The sequence below is a fragment of the Planctomonas deserti genome (assembly GCF_003067705.1).
Taxonomy (GTDB): Bacteria; Actinomycetota; Actinomycetes; order Actinomycetales; family Microbacteriaceae; genus Planctomonas; species Planctomonas deserti.
The window spans coordinates 894256-918855 of the sequence record NZ_QANL01000001.1; the positions used below are offsets into that span (position 1 = coordinate 894256).

At 70.1% G+C, this 24600-nt stretch carries 24 protein-coding genes, 1 tRNA gene and 1 pseudogene; 15 read left to right on the forward strand and 11 right to left on the reverse strand.

Going from position 1 to position 24600, the window contains the following annotated elements:
• Positions 1–223 precede the first annotated feature (223 nt).
• The 9 genes from DAI20_RS04090 to DAI20_RS04130 all read left to right on the forward strand — a co-directional run bounded on the left by DAI20_RS04090 (position 224) and on the right by DAI20_RS04130 (position 8900).
• Entirely contained in the window at positions 224–1189 is a 966-nt protein-coding gene (locus DAI20_RS04090; RefSeq protein ID WP_159084904.1) for a tripartite tricarboxylate transporter substrate binding protein, read from the forward strand.
• On the forward strand, positions 1186–1800 hold the full coding sequence (locus DAI20_RS04095) for a tripartite tricarboxylate transporter TctB family protein (protein ID WP_159084905.1): 615 nt from the start codon (positions 1186–1188) through the stop codon (positions 1798–1800). The genes DAI20_RS04090 and DAI20_RS04095 overlap by 4 nt, the downstream gene beginning before the upstream one ends.
• Before the next feature lie 8 nt (positions 1801–1808).
• Positions 1809–3338, forward strand: a complete 1530-nt coding sequence (locus DAI20_RS04100) for a tripartite tricarboxylate transporter permease (protein WP_108249250.1) — start codon at positions 1809–1811, stop codon at positions 3336–3338.
• Positions 3335–4369: a sugar phosphate isomerase/epimerase family protein gene (locus tag DAI20_RS04105; RefSeq protein WP_108249251.1), complete on the forward strand. Its 1035-nt coding sequence runs from the start codon at positions 3335–3337 to the stop codon at positions 4367–4369. Before DAI20_RS04100 ends, DAI20_RS04105 begins: the two co-directional genes overlap by 4 nt.
• On the forward strand, positions 4366–6108 hold the full coding sequence (locus DAI20_RS04110; RefSeq protein ID WP_108249252.1) for a dihydroxyacetone kinase family protein: 1743 nt from the start codon (positions 4366–4368) through the stop codon (positions 6106–6108). Before DAI20_RS04105 ends, DAI20_RS04110 begins: the two co-directional genes overlap by 4 nt.
• Positions 6109–6110: 2 nt before the next feature.
• On the forward strand, positions 6111–6593 hold the full coding sequence (locus tag DAI20_RS04115) for a ribose-5-phosphate isomerase (protein ID WP_240605858.1): 483 nt from the start codon (positions 6111–6113) through the stop codon (positions 6591–6593).
• The gene (locus tag DAI20_RS04120; protein WP_108249254.1) at positions 6590–7612 is read left to right on the forward strand and encodes a 4-hydroxythreonine-4-phosphate dehydrogenase PdxA; all 1023 of its coding nucleotides are present in this window, start codon (positions 6590–6592) and stop codon (positions 7610–7612) included. The genes DAI20_RS04115 and DAI20_RS04120 overlap by 4 nt, the downstream gene beginning before the upstream one ends.
• Before the next feature lie 4 nt (positions 7613–7616).
• Positions 7617–8288, forward strand: coding sequence for a GntR family transcriptional regulator (locus DAI20_RS04125; protein ID WP_108249255.1), 672 nt, complete (start codon positions 7617–7619; stop codon positions 8286–8288).
• 129 nt (positions 8289–8417) lie between these two features.
• Positions 8418–8900 carry an NUDIX hydrolase gene (locus DAI20_RS04130; protein WP_240605859.1) on the forward strand — a complete coding sequence of 161 codons (483 nt, stop codon included), beginning with the start codon at positions 8418–8420 and terminating at the stop codon, positions 8898–8900.
• Positions 8901–9023: 123 nt separating this feature from the next.
• Here the strand turns inward: DAI20_RS04130 and DAI20_RS04135 are convergent, their stop codons facing one another.
• Positions 9024–9674, reverse strand: a complete 651-nt coding sequence (locus DAI20_RS04135; RefSeq protein WP_205781336.1) for a hypothetical protein — start codon at positions 9672–9674, stop codon at positions 9024–9026.
• Positions 9675–9808: 134 nt separating this feature from the next.
• Between DAI20_RS04135 and DAI20_RS04140 the strand changes: the two genes are divergently transcribed.
• Together DAI20_RS04140 and DAI20_RS04145 are read left to right on the forward strand one after the other, a co-directional pair.
• A complete protein-coding gene (locus DAI20_RS04140) occupies positions 9809–10348 on the forward strand; it encodes a peptidylprolyl isomerase (RefSeq protein ID WP_108249256.1) in 540 nt (179 codons plus the stop codon).
• Complete coding sequence (locus tag DAI20_RS04145; RefSeq protein ID WP_240605860.1) at positions 10349–11212, forward strand: rhomboid family intramembrane serine protease; 864 nt, start codon at positions 10349–10351, stop codon at positions 11210–11212. It abuts the gene before it with no gap.
• Between the two features lie 175 nt (positions 11213–11387).
• Here the strand turns inward: DAI20_RS04145 and DAI20_RS04150 are convergent, their stop codons facing one another.
• Positions 11388–11627 carry a cell division protein CrgA gene (locus DAI20_RS04150; RefSeq protein WP_108249257.1) on the reverse strand — a complete coding sequence of 80 codons (240 nt, stop codon included), beginning with the start codon at positions 11625–11627 and terminating at the stop codon, positions 11388–11390.
• Positions 11628–11766: 139 nt separating this feature from the next.
• Between DAI20_RS04150 and DAI20_RS04155 the strand changes: the two genes are divergently transcribed.
• From DAI20_RS04155 to DAI20_RS04160, 3 genes are read left to right on the forward strand one after another with little or no spacing between them, the layout of a single operon-like run.
• Positions 11767–12519, forward strand: coding sequence for a class E sortase (locus DAI20_RS04155; protein ID WP_108249258.1), 753 nt, complete (start codon positions 11767–11769; stop codon positions 12517–12519).
• Positions 12520–12526: 7 nt separating this feature from the next.
• Entirely contained in the window at positions 12527–12685 is a 159-nt protein-coding gene (locus tag DAI20_RS18685; protein ID WP_168927668.1) for a DUF4175 domain-containing protein, read from the forward strand.
• On the forward strand, positions 12682–13320 hold the full coding sequence (locus tag DAI20_RS04160) for an anthranilate synthase component II (RefSeq protein ID WP_108249259.1): 639 nt from the start codon (positions 12682–12684) through the stop codon (positions 13318–13320). Before DAI20_RS18685 ends, DAI20_RS04160 begins: the two co-directional genes overlap by 4 nt.
• A 178-nt stretch (positions 13321–13498) precedes the next feature.
• On the opposite strand, the gene DAI20_RS04165 is transcribed toward DAI20_RS04160, so the two are convergent.
• The 9 genes and pseudogenes from DAI20_RS04165 to DAI20_RS04205 form a co-directional block, all read right to left on the reverse strand.
• Complete coding sequence (locus DAI20_RS04165) at positions 13499–14155, reverse strand: HNH endonuclease signature motif containing protein (RefSeq protein WP_108249260.1); 657 nt, start codon at positions 14153–14155, stop codon at positions 13499–13501.
• Positions 14148–14696, reverse strand: a pseudogene (locus DAI20_RS19120) (DUF222 domain-containing protein); the annotation flags it as partial. The gene DAI20_RS04165 and the pseudogene DAI20_RS19120, both read right to left, overlap by 8 nt.
• Positions 14697–14971: 275 nt before the next feature.
• Positions 14972–16810 (reverse strand): Stk1 family PASTA domain-containing Ser/Thr kinase, encoded by a 1839-nt coding sequence (gene pknB, locus DAI20_RS04175; RefSeq protein WP_108249261.1) that lies wholly within the window; start codon positions 16808–16810, stop codon positions 14972–14974.
• Positions 16811–16872: 62 nt separating this feature from the next.
• Positions 16873–18672 (reverse strand): protein kinase domain-containing protein, encoded by a 1800-nt coding sequence (locus DAI20_RS04180; RefSeq protein ID WP_108249262.1) that lies wholly within the window; start codon positions 18670–18672, stop codon positions 16873–16875.
• A complete protein-coding gene (locus DAI20_RS04185; protein WP_108249263.1) occupies positions 18669–20126 on the reverse strand; it encodes a peptidoglycan D,D-transpeptidase FtsI family protein in 1458 nt (485 codons plus the stop codon). Before DAI20_RS04185 ends, DAI20_RS04180 begins: the two co-directional genes overlap by 4 nt.
• Positions 20126–21499 (reverse strand): FtsW/RodA/SpoVE family cell cycle protein, encoded by a 1374-nt coding sequence (locus tag DAI20_RS04190; protein ID WP_240605929.1) that lies wholly within the window; start codon positions 21497–21499, stop codon positions 20126–20128. The genes DAI20_RS04185 and DAI20_RS04190 overlap by 1 nt, the downstream gene beginning before the upstream one ends.
• Before the next feature lie 13 nt (positions 21500–21512).
• On the reverse strand, positions 21513–22757 hold the full coding sequence (locus DAI20_RS04195) for a Stp1/IreP family PP2C-type Ser/Thr phosphatase (RefSeq protein WP_108249265.1): 1245 nt from the start codon (positions 22755–22757) through the stop codon (positions 21513–21515).
• 4 nt (positions 22758–22761) lie between these two features.
• Complete coding sequence (locus DAI20_RS04200) at positions 22762–23352, reverse strand: FHA domain-containing protein FhaB/FipA (RefSeq protein WP_240605861.1); 591 nt, start codon at positions 23350–23352, stop codon at positions 22762–22764.
• Positions 23349–24077 (reverse strand): FHA domain-containing protein, encoded by a 729-nt coding sequence (locus DAI20_RS04205; protein WP_108249267.1) that lies wholly within the window; start codon positions 24075–24077, stop codon positions 23349–23351. Before DAI20_RS04205 ends, DAI20_RS04200 begins: the two co-directional genes overlap by 4 nt.
• A gap of 230 nt (positions 24078–24307) precedes the next feature.
• Between DAI20_RS04205 and DAI20_RS04210 the strand changes: the two genes are divergently transcribed.
• A tRNA-Leu gene (locus tag DAI20_RS04210) sits at positions 24308–24394 on the forward strand.
• The last annotated feature ends 206 nt before the right edge of the window (positions 24395–24600 follow it).

The following is a 24600-nucleotide window of genomic DNA, read 5'->3' on the forward strand; positions in this document are numbered from 1 at the left end:
CGTCGACGACCCGTTGCCCGTCCGCTGCGCCCCGGCCCCCCGGCGGCCGCGGAATAGGCCGAGCCGGGTTCACCGGTTTCGGCCGTCGTTTCTCCGTCTCGTGCCCGAAATGACCGCCTCCCGAGGACGAGCGTTCGATTTCCGTAGATCCTATTTTATATGCGATGATGCATCCGCGCTCGGTGACAGGCACCCCGCGCATGGATCACTGGAGACCCAGACGATGAAGTCACGCACCCCCCTCGCCGCCGCAGGACTCGCCGCGGTATCCCTCTTCGCCCTCACCGCGTGCAGCGGCTCCGCCGAGCCCGCCGCCGACGGCGCGCCCTCCGGCAACGTCACCATGGTCGTGCCCATGGGCGCGGGCGGCGGAAGCGACCAGTCCGGCCGCGCCATCGCATCGGGCCTGGAGGAGGGAACAGGCCTCAACATCAGCGTCGAGAACCGCGAGGGCGGCTCCGGCGCCGTCGGCTACTCCTACTTCCTCTCCCAGAACGGCAAGAGCAACTACCTGCTCGCCTCGGAGACCGCCCTGCTGGCCCTGCCCGTGACGCAGGACGTGGAGTTCACCTACGAGGACTTCACCCCGATCATGAAGCTCGGTGACGACTACACCCTGCTGGTCGTTGCCCCCGATGCCCCGTACGAGACGTGCTCCGACGTTGTGGACGCCGCGAAGGACGAGCGCGTCGTTGCCGCGGTCTCGGGCGCGACGAGCCTCGACGAGATCGTCTTCACCCTCGTCGAGTCGGACCAGGACGTCGAGTTCGACCGCGTTCCGTTCGAGTCCGGCAGCGAGGTGCTCACCGCACTGCTCGGCGGCCAGATCGACGTCGCGTCGCTCAACCCGTCCGAGGTCATCGCGCAGCTCGAGGCCGGCGACCTCAAGGCGCTGTGCGCCTTCTCGGAGGAGCGCTACGAGTACGACGCGCTGAGTGAGATCCCCACCGCCAAGGAGCAGGGCATCGACGTCGCCTTCGCCCAGTACCGCGGCTTCATCGCCCCCGGCGGCATCACCGAGGACCAGACCCAGTACTGGATCGAGGCGGGGCAGGCCTACGAGAAGAGCGACGCCTACTCCGAGTACATCGAGAGCAACTACCTGCAGGCCAACGCCGTCTACGGCGACGAGTTCAGCGAGTACCTCGCCGGCAACACCGCCGATCTCGAAGTGGTGTTCGCCGAGTGACCGTCGCGCAGCGGGGCGGCCTGATCGCCGGTGTCGTTCTCGCCATCCTCGGCATCGCCGCGGTCGTCGGCGGGATCGGCTATGGAGTGACCGTCGAGGGAGGGGAGATCGGGCCGGGGTTCCTTCCCGCCTTCTCGGGCGGCCTCGTCGCGCTCTTCGCACTGCTCGACCTGATCGGGCGGCTCCGGCGCCGCACCGATCTGCCCACCCAGGCGGAGCTCATCCTCGACACCGTGGAGCCGGTGCGCACCGAGCACGGCGGGGTCATCGGACATACCCCCGGTGACCCCGGGGCGGTGTCGACCGGCACCGAGGCGTTCCACGTCCCGGACACCGGTGACGACCTCGACATCTTCGGCCGCACTCAGAAGCAGCGCAACCGCATGCTCGCGGTGGTGCTCGGGCTCGTCGTGGCCGCGCTGGTCGCCGTGCAGCTCGTCGGCTTCCTCATCGCCTTCGTGCTGCTCATCTTCGTGATCGCCGTCGTGGTCGAGGGGCGCAAGGTCATCCCGGCCGCGATCGTCTCCCTCGCCACGGGAGCCGTCACCTACGCCATCTTCGTCGCGTTGTTGCGGGTACCCCTGCCGCAGGGCCTTCTCGGAATCATCTAGGAGCCACCGTGATCGACAATCTCATCCTCGGCTTCTCCACGGCCTTCACCGCGGAGAACCTGCTGTGGTGCTTCATCGGTGTGCTCCTCGGCACCGTCATCGGGCTCATGCCCGGGCTCGGTTCCACCACCGGTGTCGCCATCCTCATCCCGCTCACGCTCACGCTCGAGCCCGTCACCGCGCTCATCATGCTCGCCGGCATCTACTACGGCGCCCAGTACGGAGGCACGATCACGTCCGTGCTGATCTCCACACCGGGAGAGGCGGCGAGCGTCGTCACGACGCTGGACGGCTATCAGATGGCGAAGAACGGCAAAGCCGGATCTGCGCTCGCCATCAGCGCGATCGGCTCGTTCGTCGCGGCCATCATCTCACTGGCGCTGCTCATGGCGCTCGCGCCGCCCCTGGCGGACCTGGCCCTCAACTTCGGGCCGGTCGAGAATCTCGCCATCATGATCCTCGGCCTCATCATCGTCGTCAGCTTCGCGGGCGGCGCGCTGTCCCGCGGACTCATGATGGCGGCCGCCGGACTGCTGATCTCCACGGTCGGGGTCGCCACCGGTTTCAGCGACGCGCGCTTCACCTTCGGCAACATCAACCTCCTCGGTGGCATCCCGTTCATCGAGGTGATGATCGGGCTCTTCGCGATCGGCGAGGTGCTACACCAGATCCGCATGGGTGCCGATGCGCCGATCCGCACGCGGTTCCGCGACATGGTCATCAGCCGCTCCGAGCTCAAGCGCAGCGCGGGCCCGATCCTGCGCGGCAGCGGCATCGGCTTCGTGCTCGGCATCCTGCCGGGCGCCGGATCCACCCTGGCGTCGTTCATGGCCTACGGCATCGAGAAGCGCGTCTCCCCGCGCAAGGCGATGTTCGGCAAGGGCGCCATCGAGGGCGTCGCCGCCCCGGAGAGCGCCAACAACGCGGCCGCGAACGCGAACTTCGTGCCGACGCTCGCCCTCGGCATCCCCGGCGGTGGAACGACCGCGGTGCTGCTCGGAGCATTCACCATCTACGGGCTGCAGCCCGGTCCGCGCCTGTTCGAGACGCAGCCGACCCTGATCTGGGGCCTGCTCGTGTCGTTCTTCATCGGCAACGTCATGCTGCTGGTGCTCAACCTGCCGCTGGCTCCGGTGTTCGCCCAGATGCTGCGCATCCCCTACGGCTACCTGTACCCGATCATCCTGCTGACGAGCTTCGTCGGGGCCTACTCGGTCAGCAACAACATGTTCAGCGTGCTCCTGGTGCTCGTCTTCGGCATCATCGGCTGGATCATGAAGGAGCTCGACCTGCCCATGGCACCACTCGTGCTGGGGCTCGTGCTCGGGCCGCTGTTCGAGAAGGCGCTGGTGCAGACCTCCGCACTCGGCCAGGGCAGCTTCCTCATCCTGCTGCAGAGCCCGATCAGCGTCGTGGTGCTGCTCTTCGCCGTCGCCCTGATGGTCGGACCGAAGATCGCCGCCCGCGTCGCCGTCCGCCGGTCGCCGCGCACGGCCCGCACCCCCATCACCCACGACGAACGCGAGGACGCGCGATGACCCTGAATCGAGACAACTGGCCGATCGCGGCCGCCATGCTGCAGTTCCCCGCACTCGGCGCCGACGGCACCCGGGTGCAGGACGCGGACGGCGAGGCGTGGGCGGATGCGTTCGACCAGGTCGCCGACGCCGGTTTCGACCGCGTCGAGATCAACGACAACTGGCTCCGCGTGGGTGACCTGTCGGCTGCCCGGCTGGACGAGCTCGCCGAGGCGGGCCGGCGGGGCGGCGTCGAACTGTCCTCCGTGTGCATCGTCCGCTCGAGCGTTATCGACCCGGTCACCGGCGAGGACAACCTCGACTACTCACACCGCACCCTCGAGGCGGCCGCCCACCTGGGCGCCGGCGTGGTGTCGGTCGGCTTCCACCGTCCTCTCACGGCCGAGCAGCGGGAGCGGCTCTGGTTCTGGACGGCCGAGGGCGAGATCGACGAGCCCGACGACACCGAGAACTGGCAGCGCGCGGTCGACCGCATTCGTGACCTCGGCCGCCACGCCGCGTCCCTCGGGATCGAGCTCACGCTCGAGATGTACGAGGACACCTACCTCGGCACGGCGGAGAGCTCGGTGCGACTCCTCACCGAGGTCGGCCTCGACAACGTGGGCCTCAACCCCGACGTCGGCAACCTCGTGCGCCTGCACCGGCCGATCGACGACTGGCGGGAGACGCTCGCCGCGACCCTGCCGCACGCCAACTACTGGCACGTGAAGAACTACTACCGTGATGAGGATCCGGTCACGGGCACCTACACCGCCATCCCGGCGCCCCTGGAGCTCGGGCTCATCAACTACCGGCACGCGGTGCGCGACGCCGTTGCCCTCGGCTTCCGCGGCATGTTCGTCTGCGAGCACTACGGCGGCGACGGCCTCGGCGTGAGCGCGCAGAACCGCGACTACCTGCGGCGCGTGCTGCCCCGGCCCGATCGGAGCGTGTCCGGCACCGGTCGGTTCCGCGCCGCTGCTGCCGCCGCCACTGCCGCTGCCGACTCGGGGGCGATGCGTCGGTCGCTCGGACAGGAGCTCGTCTCATGACCGTCCTCGACTACGACTCCGCCACCTTCGCGGACGAGGCGCTCGCCGGGTTCGCCGCCGCCCAGCCGAGCCTGCGCGTCGTCGACGGCGGGGTGATCCGCCGTGCCCCTGCGGCCGCGGGATCCGTGTCCGTCGTGATCGGCGGCGGCTCGGGCCACTACCCGGCGTTCGCCGGCCTCGTCGGTCCCGGCCTCGCGGCCGGTGCGGCCTACGGCAACATCTTCGCCTCGCCCTCCGCGGGCCAGGTCTGCCGCGTCGCCCGCGCCACCAGCCGCGGCGGGGGCGTCGTGCTCAGCTTCGGCAACTACGCGGGGGACGTCCTGAACTTCGGGCAGGCCGCCGAGCGCCTGCGCGCCGAGGGCATGGACGTCCGCGTGATCGAGGTCACGGACGACGTCGCCAGCGGCGGAGTGCACGAAATCGAGAAGCGCCGCGGCATCGCGGGCGACCTCGTGGTCTTCAAGGTCCTCGGCGCAGCCGCCGAGGCGGGCTACGACCTCGACCGCGTCGAGAGCCTCGGCCGCCGTGCCAACGCCGCCACCCGATCCTTCGGGGTCGCCTTCTCCGGCTGCACCCTGCCCGGTGCGACGGAGCCGCTCTTCTCGGTGCCCGAGGGGCGCATGTCGATCGGGCTCGGGATCCACGGCGAGCCCGGCATCTCCGACGCCGACCTTCCCGCGTCGCCCGACCTCGCCGCCCTACTCGTGGAGCGGCTGCTCGCGGAGAAGCCGGTGGACGCGGGGAACCGCGCCGTCGTGCTCCTCAACGGACTCGGGACCTTCAAGTACGAGGAGCTGTTCGTGCTGTACGGGCACGTCAGCCGCCTCCTCACCGCGGCGGGCGTCACCATCGTGCAGCCCGAGGTGGGTGAACTCGTGACCAGCCTCGACATGTCCGGCGTCTCGGCGACGCTGTTCTGGGTGGACGACGAGCTGGAGGAGCTGTGGGGAGCGCCGGCCTGGTCGCCGGCCTTCCGGAAGGGCGCCGTCGCGGCAGCGAATCCGACCGTTGAGGAGGATGCCGCCATCGTCCCCGCCGCGGTCGCCCCTGACGACCCCCGGCACGCCAAGGCCGGTCCCGCCCTGCTCCGCGGCCTGGAGGCCGTGCGCGATATGGTCGTCGACTCCGAGGAGGAGTTCGGCCGCATCGACGCGATCGCCGGTGACGGTGATCACGGCATCGGGATGGCGCGGGGAATCACCGCCGCCGTCGCGTCCGCCGCGGCCGCCGTCTCCCGCGGTGCGGGGATCGGAACGGTGCTGGCCGAGGCGGGGGAGGGCTGGGCCGAGCACGCCGGCGGCACCTCCGGAGCGCTCTGGGGCGTCTGCCTCACGAGCGCGGGCGCATCCCTCGCCGCGGAGGAGGACCTGCTGTCCGTCTCCGCGTCCGCCCGGGCCGCGTCCGCCGGACTCAGCGCGATTCAGCGGCTCGGCAAGGCCGAAGTGGGCGACAAGACGCTCGTCGACGCGTTCGCTCCGGCGATCTCGGCCCTCGAGGACGCCGCAGCGGAGGGACTGACCCTTCCGGCGGCCTGGGCCCGGGCGGCCGACGCCGCCGAACGGGCGGCCGTCGCGACCGCAGAGCTGCGCCCCCTCAAAGGCCGCGCTCGCCCGCTGGCCGAGAAGAGCATCGGTCACCCCGACGCGGGCGCCGTGTCATTCGCCCGCATCACCGCCGTCGTGGCGGAGGAGCTGGTCCGCGTCAACGCGGTTCCCGCCGCATCGGAACAGGAGGGATGACCGTGACGCACACCCCGCTGCGCATCGTCGTCGGCAGCGACGACGCCGGCTTCGACTACAAGGAAACCCTGAAGGCCGACCTGGAGGGCGACGACCGCGTCGCCTCCGTTGTGGACGTCGGCGTCGCGGCGGACGGGAACACCGCCTACCCGCACGTCGCGGTCGAGGCGGCCCGGATGATCGCCGACGGCCGCGCGGACCGCGCTCTGCTGGTCTGCGGCACCGGACTCGGCGTCGCGATCGCCGCCAACAAGGTGCCGGGCATCCGCGCCGTCACCGCCCACGACCCCTTCTCGGTGGAGCGCGCGGTACTGAGCAACGACGCGCAGGTGCTGTGCTTCGGCCAGCGCGTGGTCGGGCTCGAGCTCGCCCGCCGCCTCGCCCGCGAGTGGCTGGACTACCGCTTCGACGCCAGCAGCCCGTCGGCCGCCAAGGTCGACGCCATCTGTTCCTACGACGGATCTCTGAAGGAGACGAACGCATGACCGACATCACCACGACCGCGAACGCCGTCCGCCCCCGCATCGCCCTAACCCTGGGCGACCCCGCGGGCATCGGCCCGGAGCTCGCGGCCAGGCTTCTCGCGAACCCCGCGAACCTCCAGGCCGCGGAGATCCTCGTGCTCGCCGACCGCAGCGAGCTCGACGCCGCGGCGGCCGTCGTCGGCGTCGAGATCCCGCTGAGCGACGAGCCGCGACCCGGCTACGCGACCCTGCTCGACGACGGAACGGCGCCGAGGACACCCATCCCGCCCAAGCAGGTGAGCAAGGAGGCGGGCGCGCGCGTGCTGCACCAGCTGAAGCGCGCGATCGCGCTCGCCAACGAGGGGGAGGTGGGCGCGATCGTCTTCACTCCGCTCAACAAGACGAGCCTCCACCTCGCCGGCATGAACGAGGAGGACGAGCTCCGCTGGTTCGCGAAGGAGCTCCACTACGACGGCGTGACGAGCGAGATCAACATCATCCCCGGCATGTGGACCGCTCGCGTGACCTCGCACATCGGCATCCGGGACGTCGCGTCCCGGGTCACGACGCAAGGGGTCACGGACGCCATCCGCCTGCTCAACGATCTGCTGCGCGACTCCGGGGTCGCGGCGCCCCGGCTGGGCGTCTGCGCGCTCAACCCGCACAACGGCGAGAACGGCATCTTCGGCCGCGAGGAGATCGACGTCATCCGACCCGGCGTCGAGGCGGCGGTCGCCGAGGGCATCGACGCCGCGGGTCCCTTCCCGTCCGACACCATCTTCGTCGGCTCGAAGGACCGCTACGACGGCATCGTCACGATGTACCACGACCAGGGTCAGATCGCGATCAAGCTGATGGGCTTCGACGGCGGCGTGACGGTGCAGGGCGGCCTTCCCGTCGTCATCGCGACGCCGGCGCACGGGACCGCGTTCGACATCGCCGGTACGGGGATCGCGAGCGTGACCTCCAGCCAGAACGCGCTCGACATCGCGATTGCGGTGGCGGGTCGCCGGGCTGCGCGGTCCGTCGTGAGAGAGTGAGCAGATGTCATCGCCGACCCTAGGCCGGCCGAGAAGAACCTCCCTCGCCGACGGCGTGTACGAGGAACTCCTTTCCCGGCTGTTCAACGACTCGCTGCCGCCGGGTACCCCGCTCAACATCGACGCGCTCGCCCGCGACCTCGACGTGTCCCAGACGCCCATCCGCGAGGCGCTCGCCCGGCTCGAGGCCACGGGCCTCGTCACCCGGGCGGCGCTCCGCGGCTACCGGGCGGCGCCGATGCTGTCGCCCAAGGAGCTCGACGACCTGATGCACGCTCGGTCGATCATCGAGCCGGCCAACGCGCGGCTCGCGGCCGAGCACATCGACGAGGAGTTCCTCGAGGCCATCGACCAGTCCATCGTCGCGCTCTCCACGGCGCCCAAGGGGCCGACCTTCGCGGAGTACCACACCTACTGGCAGGCCGACGAGCAGTTCCACGACCTCATCGCGCGTCGCGCCGACAACGCGTTCCTGTACCGCGCCTTCGAGTCGCTGGGCGGACAGGCGCAGCGGTTCCGCATGTTCGCGGGCCTCGGAGTCAGCGACGCCGATCACGCGATCGCCGAGCACAAGGCGATCCGAGCCGGGCTGGCGACGGGGGACCCGGACCGGGCCGGCGAGGCGATGATGCGTCACATCACGAACGTGCGCGCGCGGTCGGCCGCTCAGGCCTAACTCTTCGGAAGCCTGCCACCGCGAAGCGCGCTCGCCACCGGGTGCGGCTCACCCCCGCACAGCGGCTTTGCGGCGAAGGTGGTCCGGCGACCCGTCGCACGTGGTTCGGCGCGCGGGGATACTGGGCGGATGACCGACCTGCCCTCCGCCCCGGCCCGCACGCCGCATATGCGCGTAGGTGCATACGCGGTGATCCGCTCGTCCGGCCGCGTGCTCCTCGCCCACTGGAACGACCGCGGCGGATCGGGCTGGACGTTGCCCGGCGGTGGCCTGGAACTGGGCGAGGATCCGCTCGACGGGGTCGTGCGCGAGGTGGCCGAGGAGACCGGCTACACGGCCGCGGTGGAGAGGCTGCTCGGGGTGGACACGATCACCATCCCCGGGAACCGGCGGCTCGACGGATCGGGTGTGCCGTACTTCGGGGTGCGCGTCTTCTATCGCGCGTCCATCGCCGGCGGCGCGCTCGAGAACGAGCGCGAGGGGTCCACGGACGAGGCCCGCTGGTTCGCCGAGGAGGAGGTGCCCGGCCTGACCGCCCTCGACATCGTGCGCGTCGGCCTCGAGCTCGACCGGACGGAGCCGCCGACCGGCAGTCTTCTGCGCCGTGCGTGACGCCGAGCGTCGTCGCGAGCCCGGAGCACCTCCCGCCCCTTCGGGAGGCTTAGGGAGCGCGAGACGACGAAGGGGCCGGTCGCCCTTTCGGGCGAGCCGACCCCTTCGGTCGAAGCGCGTGTCCTACAGCGCCGAGCCGTCCGCGGGCGGGGCGGTGGTCGGCGAGGTCTCCGTCGGGCCCTTCGCCGGCGACGGGACCGCCTCGTCGGCGATCCACAGATCGTCGTCGGCGCGGAAGGTCTGCCAGAAGGCGTAACCCACACCCGCGGCGATGACCACGCCGGCCGTGATCGCCACGACGCCGCCCGCACCCATACCGGACTTCACCGGAAGCGGTGCCGGCTTCGCCTCGATGCCGGGCACGTACTTCTCGGCGAGCTTCCGCCCGGCGTCCGTCGCGGCGATGCTGGCCTTCTTCGCCCGCGCGACCGTGTCCTGGACGCGCGGGTCCTTCAGCAGGTCGAGCGCGGCGACAGCCGAGCCGATCGCCGTGGAAGCGACGGGCACCACATCGGCGACGAGCTTGCCCTTCGCGGCGGCGCTCACGGCGCGAGCCGCGAGGAGGCCCTTGTCGTAGGTCGGGCGCACGTGCTCGTCGACCGCGCCGAGCACGCGGGGCGTGACGTGCTGGTCCGACAGCTTCTTGGCCTGGTGCGTCGCCTCGAGCAGCACAGCGCTCGCGCGTTCGAGCACGTCGCGCTGCTCCTGCCAGACGTCAGTGGCGTGCGCACGGAGCTTCTTGAGCTCGCGCTTGTTCTTTCGTGACAGACCCATCGGGAACCTCCATCGAAGTCGTTCGGCCAACCGTTCCCATACTGGCATGGTGCCCCTGAGCATGCGAGGGATGGGGTCATCTCTCCGGTCGTCGTCCACCGGGTCCACAGCGCCGCGCCTATAGAATCGTGCGCATGTCGAACACCACTCACGTCGCCACGATCAACACCAACCGCGGCGCCATCAAGGTCAACCTCTACGGCAACCACGCGCCTAAGACGGTGCGCAACTTCGTCGGTCTCGCCACGGGGGAGATCGAGTGGACCCACCCGACCACCGGCAAGAAGTCGACCGACCCGCTGTACAACGGCGTCGTCTTCCACCGCATCATCAAGGACTTCATGATCCAGGGCGGCGACCCCCTCGGTCAGGGCGTCGGCGGCCCCGGCTACCAGTTCGACGACGAGATCCACCCGGAGCTCACCTTCACCTCGCCGTACGTGCTCGCCATGGCGAACGCCGGCATCCAGGGCGGCCGGGGCACCAACGGCTCGCAGTTCTTCATCACCACGACGCCCACGACCTGGCTCCAGGGCAAGCACACCATCTTCGGCGAGGTCGCCGACGAGGAGTCGAAGAAGGTCGTCGACGCGCTGAACGACGTGCAGACCGATCGCCGCGACCATCCGGTGGACGACGTGGTCATCGAGAGCATCACCGTCGAGACCGTCTAGATGACGGCGGGGATGCCGGATCCGGCGCCCGGATACTGCTACCGGCATCCCGATCGGCCGAGCTATGTGCTCTGCCAGCGCTGCGGCCGCACGATCTGCCCGGAGTGCCAGACGCCGGCCGCGGTCGGGGTCATCTGCCCCGACGACATGCGCGCCCAGCGGCAGGAGATGCGGAGCCAGCGCCCGCCGCTGACCCGTCGCGTGTCCCGCCTGAGCCGGTCGGGTGCGCCGGTCGTGACGTATTCGCTCATGGCGATCACGGTCCTGATCTGGCTGCTTCAGCTGGTCCCCGGGTTCGGTGTCGGCGTCACCCGCTCCCTCGCCTTCAATCCGCTGTATCTGCTCCCCGCCGAAGGGTTCTTCGAGCCGTGGCGGGCGCTGACGGCCGCATTCGTGCACAGCCCGAGCAACGTGCTGCACGTGCTGTTCAACATGTTCTCGCTGTACATCTTCGGGCGCATTCTCGAGCCGATGCTCGGCCCGTGGCGGTTCCTCGCTCTCTACGTGCTGAGCGGCATCGGGGGCTCCATCGCCGTGCTTCTGCTCGCCGGGGGATCGGTAGTAGGCGCGTCCGGCGCCATCTTCGGCCTGATGGGCGCGCTGTTCGTGTTCGGGCGGCAGCTCGGGGGCAACGTGCGCTCGCTGCTCATCATCATCGTGCTGAACGTCGCGAGCGGCTTCTTCCTGCCGAACATCTCGTGGCAGGCGCATCTCGGCGGCCTCGCGGTCGGCGCGCTCGTGGCGGCGGTGCTCGTGCAGACGCGGGCGGAGCGCAAGCGCGGCCAGCAGATCGCGTCGCTCGTCGGCCTCGGAGTCATCCTGATCGGCCTGGGCACGGCTCTGGCCCCGGTCCTGCTCACCTAGCGCCGCCACCGCGCCGGCGGTTTTCCACGCACCCGGCCGAGTTATCCACAGCTGTCTCCACAGTGGGGATAGTTACACGCGTGTAATTGTGCCCATGTGCACAGCAAATGTGCCGGTCAGGTCCGCGCGTCTCCCGAAGTGCGAGAGCAACGCGGGAGGGCGGAAGGACGGGTGGCTAACGCCAGCGCGTGGTCATCAGGAAGCCGATGAAGGCGATCCCGAAGCCGACGAGGATGTTGCCCGTGCCGAGCGCGGGCACCGGATAGCCGCCGCTCACGTAGTAGACGATGATCCAGGCGAGGCCGAGCAGCATGAAGCCGAACATCACCGGCTTGAACCACACCGGGTTCGGCAGGTTCTCGCCGGGAGCGGGCTCCGGGCGTTCCGGCTTGGTTCGCGTCTTTTCTCGTGCCATGCCCCGCATTCTAGCGGGTGACGCCTTTTCCCCCGCTGGCCGGGCCGAATGGTGGCGTTCCCGTGCGCCGGTGCAGCCGAGTCACGGGTCCAACGCCGCCGGGATTCGCCGGGCTCCTTCCGCCACTTAAACTCGAGGGGTGCCCCGCAAACAACGCCGCGCCCGCTCGGCACGGCCACGATCGCGCATCAGCGTGACCGGGGTGCTCGGCGAACTCCTCATCACGGCCGGGGTCCTGGTGTTCCTGTTCCTCGGCTGGCAGCTCTGGTTCAACGACCTGGTGGTGGGCGGCCGGCAGCAGTCCGAGGCGCTCGAGCTGCGCGAGCAGTGGGGGCCGGACGTCGATGTTCCGGGCGAGGTCGATCCCGCGTCCTTCGGCGAACCGGTCGTCTCGGCCGTGCCCGCCGACCGGGAGCAGTTCGCGAATCTGTACATCCCCCGGTTCGGCGCCGACTACGTCCGTCCGGTCGCCGAGGGCGTCGGCACGCGCGCGGTCCTGAACACGATCGGCGTCGGCCACTACCCGGGGACCCAGATGCCGGGCGAGGTGGGCAACTTCGCGGTCGCGGCCCACCGGACGACGCACGGCGCCCCGTTCAACCGCATCGCCGAGCTCCGCATCGGCGATCCGATCGTCGTCGAGACCGCCGACGGCTGGTACACCTATCGCTTCCGCACCCTGGACTACGTTCCCCCTTCGGGAGTCGAGGTGCTCAACGCCGTGCCCGCGGTCGCGGACGGACAGCCGACGGACCGCGTGATCACCCTCACCAGCTGCAATCCCCTGTTCTCGGACGCGGAACGGATCATCGCGTACGGCGTCTACGACTCGTGGCGCCCCCGGTCCGCCGGCCCGCCCGCCGAGGTCACTGCGGCACTGGGGAACGGGTAGGAGCACGATGTACGCAGCGCTGTGGCGGGCACTCCCCGGACCCGTGTGGTTCCGGATCCTCTTGGTGATCGCCCTGGTTGCCGGGATACTCTTCTCTCTCGTCACCTGGGTGTTCCCCTGGGTCGACTCCCTCGTCAACAATCAGGAAGTGACGGTGCAGGTGTGACCTCAGTACTCGTCGTCGACAACTACGACAGCTTCGTCTACACGCTGAACGGCTACCTGCTCCAGCTCGGCGCGGAGACCGACGTCGTGCGCAACGACTCCTTCCCCGTGGAGTCCGTCGCCGAGCGCATCGCAGAGTACGACGCGGTGCTCGTCTCGCCCGGACCGGGCAAGCCCGCCGACGCGGGCGTGTCCATTCCCCTCGTGCAGGCTGCGCTGGCCGCCGACAAGCCGCTGCTCGGCGTCTGTTTGGGACACCAGGCCATCGCGGAGGCCCTGGGCGCGACCGTCACCGTCGCGGAGGAGTTGATGCACGGCAAGACGTCCGTCATCGACCACGACGGCAGCCCCTTCTACGACGGCGTCCCGCAGCCCTTCGTGGCCACCCGGTACCACTCCCTCGCAATCGTCGAGGACACCGTGCCGCGGGACCTCGTCGTGACCTCTCGCACGGGTGGCGGCGTCATCATGGGCGTCCGCCACATCGCGGCGCCGATCTACGGCGTGCAGTTCCACCCGGAGTCCGTGCTCACCGAGGGCGGCTACCGGATGCTGGGCAACTGGCTCGAGTCCGCGGGCCTGACCGGCGCGAAGGAGACCGCGAAGGACCTTTCCCCGCTGGTGAAGCTGAACTGACCCCGCCCGCGCTGAGTCAGGCGGTGCCGCTGCGCCATGCGCGCTGAGTCCCTTCGACAGGCTCAGGGACCAAGTGTTCCGGAGGGGCGAGAGCGCGCGAGAGCGCGGGCGAGCCAGCCCCACGGTCGCTGAGCCTGTGGAAGCGACGCGGGTTGCTCGCTCCGCTGTTGGGGGCTCGCTAGAACGGCGGCTCCTCCGGGATCACCGCCTTCGCTCGGGCCACTCGTCGCTCCGGCTTCGGTGTTGCGACGTGCGTTGCCGGTTCCGTTTCGTACTCGTGGCCGCTCGGCGCGAGCCAGCGCACCCTTCCACCGCCGGCTGACCGCGACGACCAGGCGGTGTGGTGCTTCACCCGGTGGTGCGAGCGGCACAGGTGGACCAGGTTGCCGTAGTCGGTTCCCCCGCCGTACTGCCAGTCGGTGACGTGGTCGACGTCGGCCCGTCCGGCACTTCGGTTGCAGCCGGGGAAGCGGCAGGTCTCATCGCGTACTCGCAGCCACGTCCGCAGGTCCTTGGGTACGGCGTACCGATCGCGCCCAACCGAGAGCACGGCGCCGGTCTCGGGGTGGGTGAGGATGCGGGTGAAGCTCGGCGCCCGCGCTGCGATGCGGCGAGCGGTGTCCGTGTCGATCGGTCCGTAGCCCTCGAGCGTGCCCGGCTCCTCGCTCTTCCCGAGGAGCGTGAGCACCGGCACCGTCACAAGCACCCGTGGCCGAATACCCACTCCGATGGGTGCGTCGATGCGCCGCGTCGACTTGTCCTCCACAGAATCCCCGTCGGTGGCCGCTGCGGTTGTGGTGCCGTCGAGGAGGAGGTCGGTGAACGCGTCCGCCATCAACTGGGTCCGCGTCCTCTCCTCCCCAGGCTCGCCCTTGAGTCGCCTTGTCCAGCTTCGGCACAGTGAGGTGCTCGGCCCTGGGTAGCACGGCCTCCTCCACCGCGGTCACTCCGGCCGGCGGGAGGGTGGTGGTGTGGTCGATGAGCACTTGGGCGTGTCGATAACCGATCCGGCCCTGACGCAGCGCCTCCTGGGTCGCGGGGAGGTCGTGCAGCAGGGCCTCGCTCTCCGCGATCAGGCGCTCGGCGGCGCGCTCTGAGATGCGCAGGGCAGCGGCGACCTCGGTCGTCAGGACCCGGCGTCCGGCCACCGTGGGTGACCACCGCGGCCCGCCCGTGGTGGGAACGGAGAGGTCGGTCGCTTCCGTCCAGAGCCGAGCGCGATCGATCGCCTCGGCCCTCAGAGACTGGCCGAGCCTGATGATGCGTTCAGCGGCGGTGACGGCGTCGATCATCGCCAGGAACGTGTCGGTTGCCGCCTGCTGTGGTGGTGGTCCGTCGGGTGGGATCGGGTCGGGTGGAGCGGTTCGATCGGTCATGCGTCCAGGGAAAACCCGGCCACCGACACCGACCTCCGCGCTCCTGTGGAGAATGTGGAGAAATACCGGCGAGCGTCCGTCGCGTCCCTTCGACAAGCTCAGGGACCGTGTGGGGACCACGGAGGCTGGGCACCTTGCGTGCCTTCGACAGGCTCAGGGACCGTACGGGGACCACTGGAGGCAGGGCACCTTGCGTCCCTTCGACAGGCTCAGGGACCGTAGGGGCGGGCTCAGGGACCGTGTCGGGACAGGCTTCGGGAGCGCGGGAGGTGAGGTCAGCCCTCGGTGGGGGGCGGGTCCTGGGTTGCCTCGTCGAAGTCGCCCTCGGCGTCGTCGCCCGTCCCCGCGTCGTCGCCCGCGCCATTCCCGGTGTCATCCCCGGTGTCGTCGCCCGTGCCGGTTCCGCTTCCCGTCGCGCGACCCGTGCAGTAGTTGATGCTGATCGCCGACTTCTGCGGCACGGCGCCCGGAGGCAGCGACTGTGCAGAGACCGGGGTGTTGGGCGCGACCGGGCAGCTGGAATCGCCACTGACGGTGACCTGCAGCTGCAGGTCGTCCTGCAGCGTGCCCGTGGCGTTGTCGACGTTCTGCCCCACGACGTTCGGCAGCGCGACCATGCCGTCGGAGATGATCAGGTTGACCACGTCGCCCTCACGGGTCTCAGTGCCCGCGACGGGATCCGTGCGCAGCACGACGCCCTCGGGGACGTTGGGGGAGTGCTCGACCGTCTGGCTGCCGACCGTCACCCCCGCGGACTCCAGCGCCGTCGATGCCGCCGTGACGTCCATGTTGACGACGCTCGGTACGGTCACCGTCACCGCCCCGCTGGACACGTAGACGTCCACCTGGGTGCTCGGCGCCACGCGGGCGCCCTGCTCCGGATCGGTCCGGATCACCTGGCCCTCCGGCACCTCGGTGCTCGACTCACGCATCTCGAGCGGTACGAGGTCCACCCCCTCGAGCGCGTTGCTCGCGCTCTCGTACGTCGCACCGGCGACGTCCGGCACGACACGCGTCGTCTCCGGCACGACGGCGGCCGGCGCGAGACTGAGCAGCCAGAAGACCACGGCGATGAGGATGACGGTGAGCGTGAGGATGCCGGCCCAGATCCAAGCGACGGGTGGGCGGCTCTGCGTGCGCACGACCTGATCGTCGTCCACACCCAGCCGCTTCATGGCGAGCTCGGGCGCAGACGTCGTCGACGAGACTCCGAAGAGGGTGCTGCTTGCGTCGGTCTCCGGGAGCCGGCGCGTCGGGATGTGACCCTCGCTCGCCGTCCGCACGTCTGCCCGGAACTCCGCGGCGGACTGGTACCGGTCGAAGCGGTCCTTCGACAGCGCGTGCAGCACGACGGTGTCGAGCGCGGGGGAGACCCTGGGGTTGAGGGAGCTCGGCTCGATCGGAGGCTCGCTCACGTGCTGATAGGCCACCGCCACGGCGGTGTCGCCGCGGAACGGCGGCCGTCCGGTGAGCATTTCGAACAGCACGATGCCCGTGGAGTAGAGGTCGGTGCGGGCGTCGACCGACTCGCCCTTGGCCTGCTCCGGCGAGAAGTACTGCGCCGTGCCGAGGATCGCGCTGGTCTGCGCGACCGTGGCGCTGGAGTCGGACACCGCGCGGGCGATGCCGAAGTCCATCACCTTCACCTGGCCGGTCGTCGTGATCATGATGTTGCCGGGCTTGATGTCGCGATGCACGACGCCGGCGCGGTGCGAGTACTCGAGCGCGGTCAGCACGCCCTCGATGATGCGGACGGCCTCGGCCGGGGCCAGGGGGCCCTCGCGGATGATGTCCTTGAGCATCCGCCCGTCGACGTACTCCATGACGATGAACGGCGCCACCGACTCGAATCCGCCGGGCCCGACGAACGTGTCCTCGCCGGCGTCGAACACGCGGACGATGGTCGGATGCGCCATCCGAGCGGCGGACTGAGCCTCCTGGCGGAAGCGCATGCGGAAGGCGGGATCACTGGCGAGGGAGGAGCGCAGCAGCTTGATCGCCACCTTGCGTCCGAGCCGCGAGTCATGGCCCACGTGCACGTCGGCCATGCCCCCGCGGCCGATGACCTCACCCACCTCGTACCGTCCGGCGAGGAGGCGAGTCGTATCAGTCACTAAGCACTCCCAGTCCGCCCAAGCCTCGGGCCAGTGTAACCCGGGCCTCGCTGAGCGATCGGTTAGCCGTTCCCGTTTCCCTCGCCCGAGCCGTCGCCGCCCTCATCGCCGGTGCCCTCGTCCTCGCCCTCGGTCGGCTCCTCCCGGGCCTCGACGGTGACCGTGACGGCCGGGGAGTAACCCGACTCGTTCTCGCCGCAGAGCGCCTGGTAGGAGATGCGGGACTCACCGGCCGGGAGGCCGAGCACGGTGACCGACGTGGCGTCGGGCCGCGTCGGGTTCTGCGGGTCGAACGTCACGCCGTTCGCCGGCTCGACGGCGACGGCGTAGCCCGCCACGGTCGTGCCAGGAGGGCAGCTGTACGCGGGCCAGCTGATGTCGACGTCGTCACCCTCGGTGATCGTCGTCTGGGACGCGGTGGGGGCGGCAGTCGGCGGCGTCGGCTGGGTGACCGGCGCGAAGACCGTCACGACAACCGTCGTGCCCTTCTGCACGTTGCCGCGGGGGTTGATCTGGTAGACCAGCCCCTCCTCGTCCTCGGCGGTCGCCGCGTTGCCGTTCTCGATGCGCGGCACCAGCCCGAGCGCCTCGAGCTCCGCCCCGACCTCCTCGCCGCTGCGGCCCTGGTAGTCCGCGAGGTCGATGGCGACGGTGTTGCTCGTGGCCGACGGAGTGGGCTCCGGCGTCGTGCTGGGCGTCGTGCTCGGCTCGGTGCTCGGCTCCGTCGACGCGCTCTCCGACGGGTTCGGTGCCGCGGTCGGGTCGTCGTTCTGGTTCGAGAGCAGGGCGAGCACGCCGACCACGAGGGCGCCGGCGGCGAGCACGATCAGCGTGACGATCAGCCACAAGTTCCGGTTGCGCCGCTCCTGCTGCACCGGGGCGACCGCGGTCGCGGTGGGCGGCGTCGGCACGGCCGCGCTGCTCGGCAGCACCGTCGTGGCCTGAGTCGCCCCGTACGCCGAGGTGGCGGGGAGGATGCTCGTGGCGGCGGTCGACGTCGCGGCGGCCAGCACGGCGGGCACCGAGGCGGCCGCGGCCGACACGTCCCCGCGGCGAAGCGCCTGAGCGGCCCGCGAGAGGTGGGCGGCCGAGGCAGGCCGGTCGGCCGGCTTCTTCGCGATGCAGGACAGCACGAGCCTGCGCACCGGGTCCGGCACGGTGACGGGGAGGTCCGGCGGCTGCTCGTTGATCTGCGCCATGGCGATGGCCACCTGCGACTCACCCGTGAAGGGGCGCCGGCCGGCCAGGCACTCGTAGGCGACGATGCCGAGCGAATAGATGTCGGTGGAGGGCGACGCGGGGTGCCCGCTCGCCTGCTCGGGCGAGAGGTACTGCACCGTGCCCATGACCTGACCGGTCGCGGTCAGCGGCACCTGGTCGGCGATGCGGGCGATGCCGAAGTCGGTGATCTTCACTCGGCCGTCCGGCGTGATCAACAGGTTGCCGGGCTTGATGTCGCGGTGCACGAGCCCCGCCGCGTGGGCCGCCTGCAGAGCGGACGCCGTCTGGGCGATGATGTCGAGCACCTTGTCGGTGGAGAGCACCCGCTCCCGCTCGAGGATGGTCGAGAGTGCCTCGCCGGGCACGAGCTCCATCACGAGGAAGGCGCTGCCCTCCTCCTCGCCGTAGTCGAAGACGTTCGCGATGCCCTCGTGGTTCACCAGGGCGGCGTGACGCGCCTCGGCGCGGAACCGCTCCAGGAACCCGGGGTCGCCCAGGTACTCGTCCTTGAGAATCTTGATGGCCACCGTGCGCCCGATGACGCGGTCGACGGCCTCCCAGACCTCGCCCATGCCGCCGATGGCGATGCGATTGCCGAGCTCGTACCGACCACCGAAGGTGACCCCGCTGCCGGGTCTCATTTGTTCAGCACCGCCTCTAGTACTCGCTTCGCGATCGGCGCGGCGAGGGTGTTGCCCCTGCCGGACTGTCCTTGACCGCCGCCGTTCTCGACCACCACGGCCACCGCGACCTCGGGATCGTCAGCCGGGGCGAATCCGGTGAACCAGAGGCTGTAGGGCTCGCCCGTACCGTTCTCCGCTGTTCCTGTCTTACCGGCCACGCTGACGCCTCCTATTCTTGCATTGCTTGCCACGCCGTTCTCGACGTTGTTGACCATGAGCTGGGTCAACGTGGCGGCCGTGTCCTCCCCGATCGGCGAGCCGAACACGCTCGGATCGAGGCCACGGATCTCGCGCAGGTCGGGAGCGAGCACGCTCTCCACGAGGGTCGGCCGCATGACGTCGCCACCGTTGGCGATGCCCGCGGACACCATCGCGATCTGCAGGGGCGTCGCGCGGACGTTCTGCTGGCCGAACGCGGTCAGCGCCGTCTCCGCGTCGCCGAGGTCGTCGGTCGGGTACACGCTCGGCGTCGAGGCCATGGGAACGTCCACGGACTGGTTGAAGCCGAACTGCTCCGCCATGTCCCGGATCGTCCCGTCGCCCATCGAGATGCCGAGCTCGCTGAACGGGATGTTGCAGGAGAGGCGGAGCGCGTCGCTGAGCGTGACGGTCTCCTGGCTGCCGCAGGCGCCCTCGCCGGAGTTGGTGACGACGGACTCCGTGCCGGGCAGCGTGAAGGTCGGCGGGTTGGGGAAGGTGCTGTCCGGCGTGTATTCGCCGCTCTCGAGCGCGGCCGCCGTGACCACGAGCTTGAACACGGAGCCGGGCGGGTTCAGGTCGCCGGCGATCGCGCGGTTCTGCAGCGGCTCGGCCGGGTCCGACTCGAGCGATCGGTAGGCGGAGAGCACCTGGTCGGGGTCGTGCACGGCGAGGAGATTCGGGTCGTAGGACCGCTTCGACACCATGGCGAGGATGGCGCCCGTCTTCGGCGCGATCGCGACGACGGCACCCGAGTTGTTGCCGAGCGCGTCGAACGCGGCCTGCTGCGCGGCGGGGTCGATGGTCAGCTCGACGGAGGCGCCCTTCGGGTCCTGCCCGGTGATCAGGCGGTTGATGCCGTCGAGGAACTGCGTGTTCGCCGTTCCGCTCAGCTCGTTGTTGAGCGCATCCTCGAGGCCCGACGAGCCCTGGCCGAGCGTGAAGTAGCCGGTGACGGCCGAGTACAGGTCGCCGGCGGCATAGGTGCGCTGGAACTTGTACTGGTCCTCGGCGGGCTGGGACTGGGCGATCGCCTGGCCGTCCACGAGGATCTGCCCGCGCTCGGTCGAGTAGCTCTCCAGCAGCGCGCGCCGGTTGCGGTCGTCCTGCCGGAGGTTGTCGGCCTGGAACACCTGGATCGCCGTCGTCGAGACGAACAGGGCGAGGAACATCAGCAGCACGACGCCGCTCACCCGCTTGAGTTCCCGATTCACTACTGCACCACCACCCGGGGCTGATTGCGCACGGTGTCCGACAGTCGCAGGAGGACCGCGGCGATGATCCAGTTCGCCAGCAGCGACGAGCCGCCCGCCGCCATGAACGGCGTGGTGAGGCCCGTGAGCGGGATCACCCGGGTGACGCCGCCGATGACGATGAAGACCTGCAGGGCGACCACGAACGACAGCCCGATGCTGAGCAGCTTGCCGAAGTCGTCCTGACCGGCGAAGCCGATGCGGAAACCGCGCGAGACGAAGAGGAGGTAGAGCGCCAGGATCGCGAACACGCCGGCGAGGCCGAGCTCCTCGCCGAGGCTGGCGATGATGAAGTCGCTGTTGGCGAGGGGCGTGACGTTGGGCATGCCCTGGCCGAGACCGGTGCCGATGAGACCGCCGTGCGCGAGGCCGAACAACCCGGTGACCAGCTGGTAGCTGCCGCCCTGCGCGTCGTACACGGACTGGTCGAACGGCGTGAGCCAGGCGTTCAGGCGGCCGCCGACGTAGCCGAGCTGCGCGGCGGCCATCGCGCCCCCGACGAAGAGCAGCAGGCCGAGCAGCACCCAGCTGAGTCGCCCGGTGGCGACGTAGATCATCACGACGAACAGGCCGAAGTACAGCAGCGAGGTGCCGAGGTCGCGCTGGAACACGAGCACCGCCATCGCGGCGGCCCAGATGACCAGGATGGGCCCGAGGTCGCGCACGCGCGGGAAGCGCATCCCGAGAAACTTCGCCCCCACCATCGAGAGCGAGTCGCGGGCGGTCACCAGGTAACCGGCGAAGAAGACGGCCAGCGCGATCTTCGCGATCTCGCCCGGCTGGAACGAGAAGGAGCCGATGCCGATCCAGACCCGGGCGCCGTTGATCTCCCGGCCGATGAGCGGAAGCATCGGCAGCAGGAGCAGGAGCAGGCCCACGAACATCGCGCTGTAGCGGTAGCGCTGCAGCACGCGGTGGTTCCGCAGCATCACGAGCACCGTGATGGCCACGGCGATGGCGAGGCCGGTCCAGACCACCTGCCGCACGGCGACGCTCTCCCAGCCCGCGACGCCGTAGGCGAGGTCGAGGCGGTAGATGCCGGCGATGCCGAGGCCGTTCAGCAGCGTCGCGATGGGCAGGATGAACGGATCGGCGTGCGGCGCGATGAAGCGCAGCGCGACGTGCATGCCGAGGACGAGCACGGCGAGGCCCATGGCGGGCAGGAAGAAGCTCGAGTCGAAGGCCCCGATCGCGCCGAGCTGCACCAGGTAGAGGGCGCCGCCGTTGATGGCGGACGCGAAGAGCACGAGCACCAGTTCCAGGTTGCGGAGCCGGCGCGGCACGTTGACCGACGCGGCCTTGTCCACGGGCCGCTGCTGGTCCCGGGAGATCATCTCGGTCACGGCCTCACTCATCGGCGTCCGTCCGAAGTCGCTCCACGATCTCCTCCGCCTCGCGCAGGGAGTCGGCGTTGATCGTGCGCTCGACCTGCCCCTGGTAGAACGCCCCGAGATCATCCAGCTGCACGTCGGTGATCTCGTGGACGCTCGACAGGGGGATCGGTCCGATTCCCTGCTGCACCCCGCGGTAGATGGCGACGGTGCCGTCGGTGACCCCGACGTAGTAGCGGCTCTGGGTCCACTGGTAGCCGAAGATCACGGCGATCAGGATCGCGATGGCGATGATGACGATGCCGACCGACCAGGTGATCTTGCGGCGGAGGGCCCGGCGCCTGTCCTCGGCGATGAGCGCCTCGAGGTACTCGTCGGACTCCGGCTCGAACTGGGTCTGCCGCACGCCCGTGACGCGGAGGGGGTGCAGCAGCAGGTTCGGCAGGCGCACCGGCCGGCGGCCGGACTCGCTGTCGAACGCGATGGGCGCGGACGCGGAGCCGACCGTCAACGTGGGGCTGCCCGCGACGCCGCCGTCGTGCATGTCGACGAGCACGACGGTCACGTTGTCGGGGGCGCCGTGGTCGAGGGAGAGCCGGACCAGCTGCTCCGCCGTCTCGTAGGTGTCGAGGCCGGCGGCGAGCGTGCGGGTGATGAGCTCCTCGGACACGTAGCTGCTGAGGCCGTCCGAGCAGAGCAGCCAGCGATCGCCGGGCCGGGTGTCGAGCAGGCGCGTGTCCACCTCCGGGTGGGCGTCGACGTCGCCGAGCACACGCATGAGCACGGAGCGTCTCGGGTGGGTCAGCGCCTCCTCCGGGGTGATGCGGCCGCTGTCGACGAGGCGCTGCACGAAGGTGTGGTCGCTCGTGACCTGAATGAGCTCGTCGTCGCGCCAGAGGTAGATGCGGGAGTCGCCGATGTGCGCGAGGGCCACCGTGTCGCCGACCCGGAGGATGGCGCTCACGGTCGTGCCCATGCCGGTGAGCTCGGGGTGCTCGTACACGGTCTCGGCGATCACCGAGTTCGCGGCCATGAGCGCGGTCCGCAGCGCGGTCTCGGCGTCGGCGGCCGTCGCGAACTGCGTGCCGTCGATGTCGCGGATGCGCGTCACGGCGATGGCGGAGGCCACGTCACCGCCCGCGTGCCCGCCCATGCCGTCGGCGACGACGAAGAGCTGGCGGCCCGCGAAGCCGGAATCCTGGTTGTTCGATCGGACTTTGCCGACGTGGGATACGGCTGCGGCCTTCGTGGTTGTCGCCATCCACCTACCGCCGGAGCTCGAACGTCGTGGCGCCGACCTTGATCGGCGTGTTGAGCGGGACCTGCACGGGCGCGTGCACGCGCTTGCCGGCGAGGAACGTTCCGTTCGTCGAGTCGAGGTCCTGGATCATCCACTCGTCGTTCCAGAGCAGGAGCCGGGCGTGGTGGGTCGAGGTGTAGTCGTCACGGATGACGAGGCCGGATTCGCTCGAGCGGCCGATGGTGAGCGGCTCGGGCTGCAGGGCGATCTCCAGGCCGGCGCGCGGTCCGCCCGTGATGACGATGCGGCGCGCGCTCGTCGTCGTCGCCTTGATGGGTGCCTCGTGGCCGGGCCGGGACGTGTTCGGCCCGTCGGGCAGGCTGGAGATGGGCGCGGACTGCCGCGCCGGGGCGGGCCTGCCCGGTGCCGTCTGGAACGGCGAGACTTGCGGCGCGGGCGCCGCGGCTACCTGCTGCTGCGCCTGGTCGGCAGGCATGCGGCGCACGCGCTGCCCGAAGAGGTCGGTGCGGAGCGCGTAGACGACGCCGAACACGAACAGCCACAGCAGGGTGAGGAACGCGAGCCGCAGGAGGAGGAGGGTGAGCTCGCCGTTCACGACACTCCCCAGAATCCGTCGTGCCGCCGGGTGGCGTCGTCGACGGAGCTCCGGTCCTCGGATGCCTCGGGCAGCAGGCGGAAGACGATGGTCGTGCGGCCGATCTGGATGACGGAGTCCGGCGTGAGGGTGGCGCGGTTCACGCGCTCGCCGTTGAGCTTCGACCCGTTCGTCGAGCCGAGGTCCGTCACCTGCGCGCGGCTGCCGTCCCAGCTGATCTCGACATGCTTGCGCGAGATGCCGGTGTCGTCCACCGGGATGTCGGCGTCGCTGCCGCGCCCGATGACCGTGCGGGGCTTCGTCAGGCGGTGCCGCTTGCCGCCGATGTCGAGCACGGCGTTCCAGGCGACGGTGCCCTTGACGCTCTCCGAGTCGAGGGCGAGTACCCCTTCGGGCAGCGACCCGTCGCGGCGGAAGGCGATGGAGATGCCGCCGGGGAACTGGTACCCCTGCGCGGTCGCGTGCCGTTGGGTGGCCTGGATCAGCTCGTCCTTCAGCGCCTCGCCGAGCCCGGTCATGCGCTCGTAGTCCGGCTCGGACATGCGGGCGGTGAAGCGGTTGGGCACGAGGATGCGGTCGCGGTCCACCACGGCCGCCTTCGTATCGAGCTCGCGACGGAGCGCCGCGGTGATCTCGAGGGGCTGCAGACCGGACTTGAAGGTCTTCGCGAAGGCGCCGTTGACGGCGCGCTCGAGACCTTTCTCAAAGCTGTCCAGAATGCCCAATGCTGTCCCGATCTGTGCGATGGCTACCAGAATGTTAGCCGGGTCGTGTGGAGAGCCGTTGAATGGCGGCCCCGCCGCGCTCTGTGCGGCCTCGTCCGGCGGCCGCCGCGCGGGTCGGCCGGGGGTGGGCCGGAGGCGGCGGCGGGTCGTCCTCGACGCCTATGTAGAGGTGCGCGTCCCGCGCGATTACGGCCGATCCGGCCGGTCGTGCTAATCTCCTTCCTGGTCACGCGCGAGTGGCGAAATTGGCAGACGCGCACGGTTCAGGTCCGTGTGCCCGTGAGGGCATGGGGGTTCAAGTCCCCCCTCGCGCACCACGAAAAGGCTCCCGAAGCATCGGGAGCCTTTTTTGCTGCCCGGACCGCGTTGGCCGCCGCTCGTTCCGTGTCTCCTCCGCCCGCCCCGGTCCTGCCCGTGAACCAAATTGGTGAACCGGTTGACAGGATTGGGGCGCGCTGGGAGTATGGCGCTGCCCGTTCCACCTCTCGCGGTGAAACGCTTCAGCCCAGGCGCGCACGTCGCC

Bases quoted from the DNA above. Each gene is read 5' to 3' on its own strand.
- DAI20_RS04125 (WP_108249255.1), top strand. From the start codon at position 7,617: ATGTCATCGCCGACCCTAGGCCGGCCGAGAAGAACCTCCCTCGCCGAC.
- DAI20_RS04140 (WP_108249256.1), top strand. From the start codon at position 9,809: ATGTCGAACACCACTCACGTCGCCACGATCAACACCAACCGCGGCGCC.
- DAI20_RS04145 (WP_240605860.1), top strand. From the start codon at position 10,349: ATGACGGCGGGGATGCCGGATCCGGCGCCCGGATACTGCTACCGGCAT.
- DAI20_RS04090 (WP_159084904.1), top strand. From the start codon at position 224: ATGAAGTCACGCACCCCCCTCGCCGCCGCAGGACTCGCCGCGGTATCC.
- DAI20_RS04110 (WP_108249252.1), top strand. From the start codon at position 4,366: ATGACCGTCCTCGACTACGACTCCGCCACCTTCGCGGACGAGGCGCTC.
- DAI20_RS04135 (WP_205781336.1), bottom strand. From the start codon at position 9,674: ATGGGTCTGTCACGAAAGAACAAGCGCGAGCTCAAGAAGCTCCGTGCG.
- DAI20_RS18685 (WP_168927668.1), top strand. From the start codon at position 12,527: ATGTACGCAGCGCTGTGGCGGGCACTCCCCGGACCCGTGTGGTTCCGG.
- DAI20_RS04150 (WP_108249257.1), bottom strand. From the start codon at position 11,627: ATGGCACGAGAAAAGACGCGAACCAAGCCGGAACGCCCGGAGCCCGCT.
- DAI20_RS04105 (WP_108249251.1), top strand. From the start codon at position 3,335: ATGACCCTGAATCGAGACAACTGGCCGATCGCGGCCGCCATGCTGCAG.
- DAI20_RS04130 (WP_240605859.1), top strand. From the start codon at position 8,418: ATGACCGACCTGCCCTCCGCCCCGGCCCGCACGCCGCATATGCGCGTA.
- DAI20_RS04195 (WP_108249265.1), bottom strand. From the start codon at position 22,757: ATGGCGACAACCACGAAGGCCGCAGCCGTATCCCACGTCGGCAAAGTC.
- DAI20_RS04120 (WP_108249254.1), top strand. From the start codon at position 6,590: ATGACCGACATCACCACGACCGCGAACGCCGTCCGCCCCCGCATCGCC.
- DAI20_RS04180 (WP_108249262.1), bottom strand. From the start codon at position 18,672: ATGAGACCCGGCAGCGGGGTCACCTTCGGTGGTCGGTACGAGCTCGGC.
- DAI20_RS04190 (WP_240605929.1), bottom strand. From the start codon at position 21,499: ATGATCTCCCGGGACCAGCAGCGGCCCGTGGACAAGGCCGCGTCGGTC.
- DAI20_RS04165 (WP_108249260.1), bottom strand. From the start codon at position 14,155: ATGGCGGACGCGTTCACCGACCTCCTCCTCGACGGCACCACAACCGCA.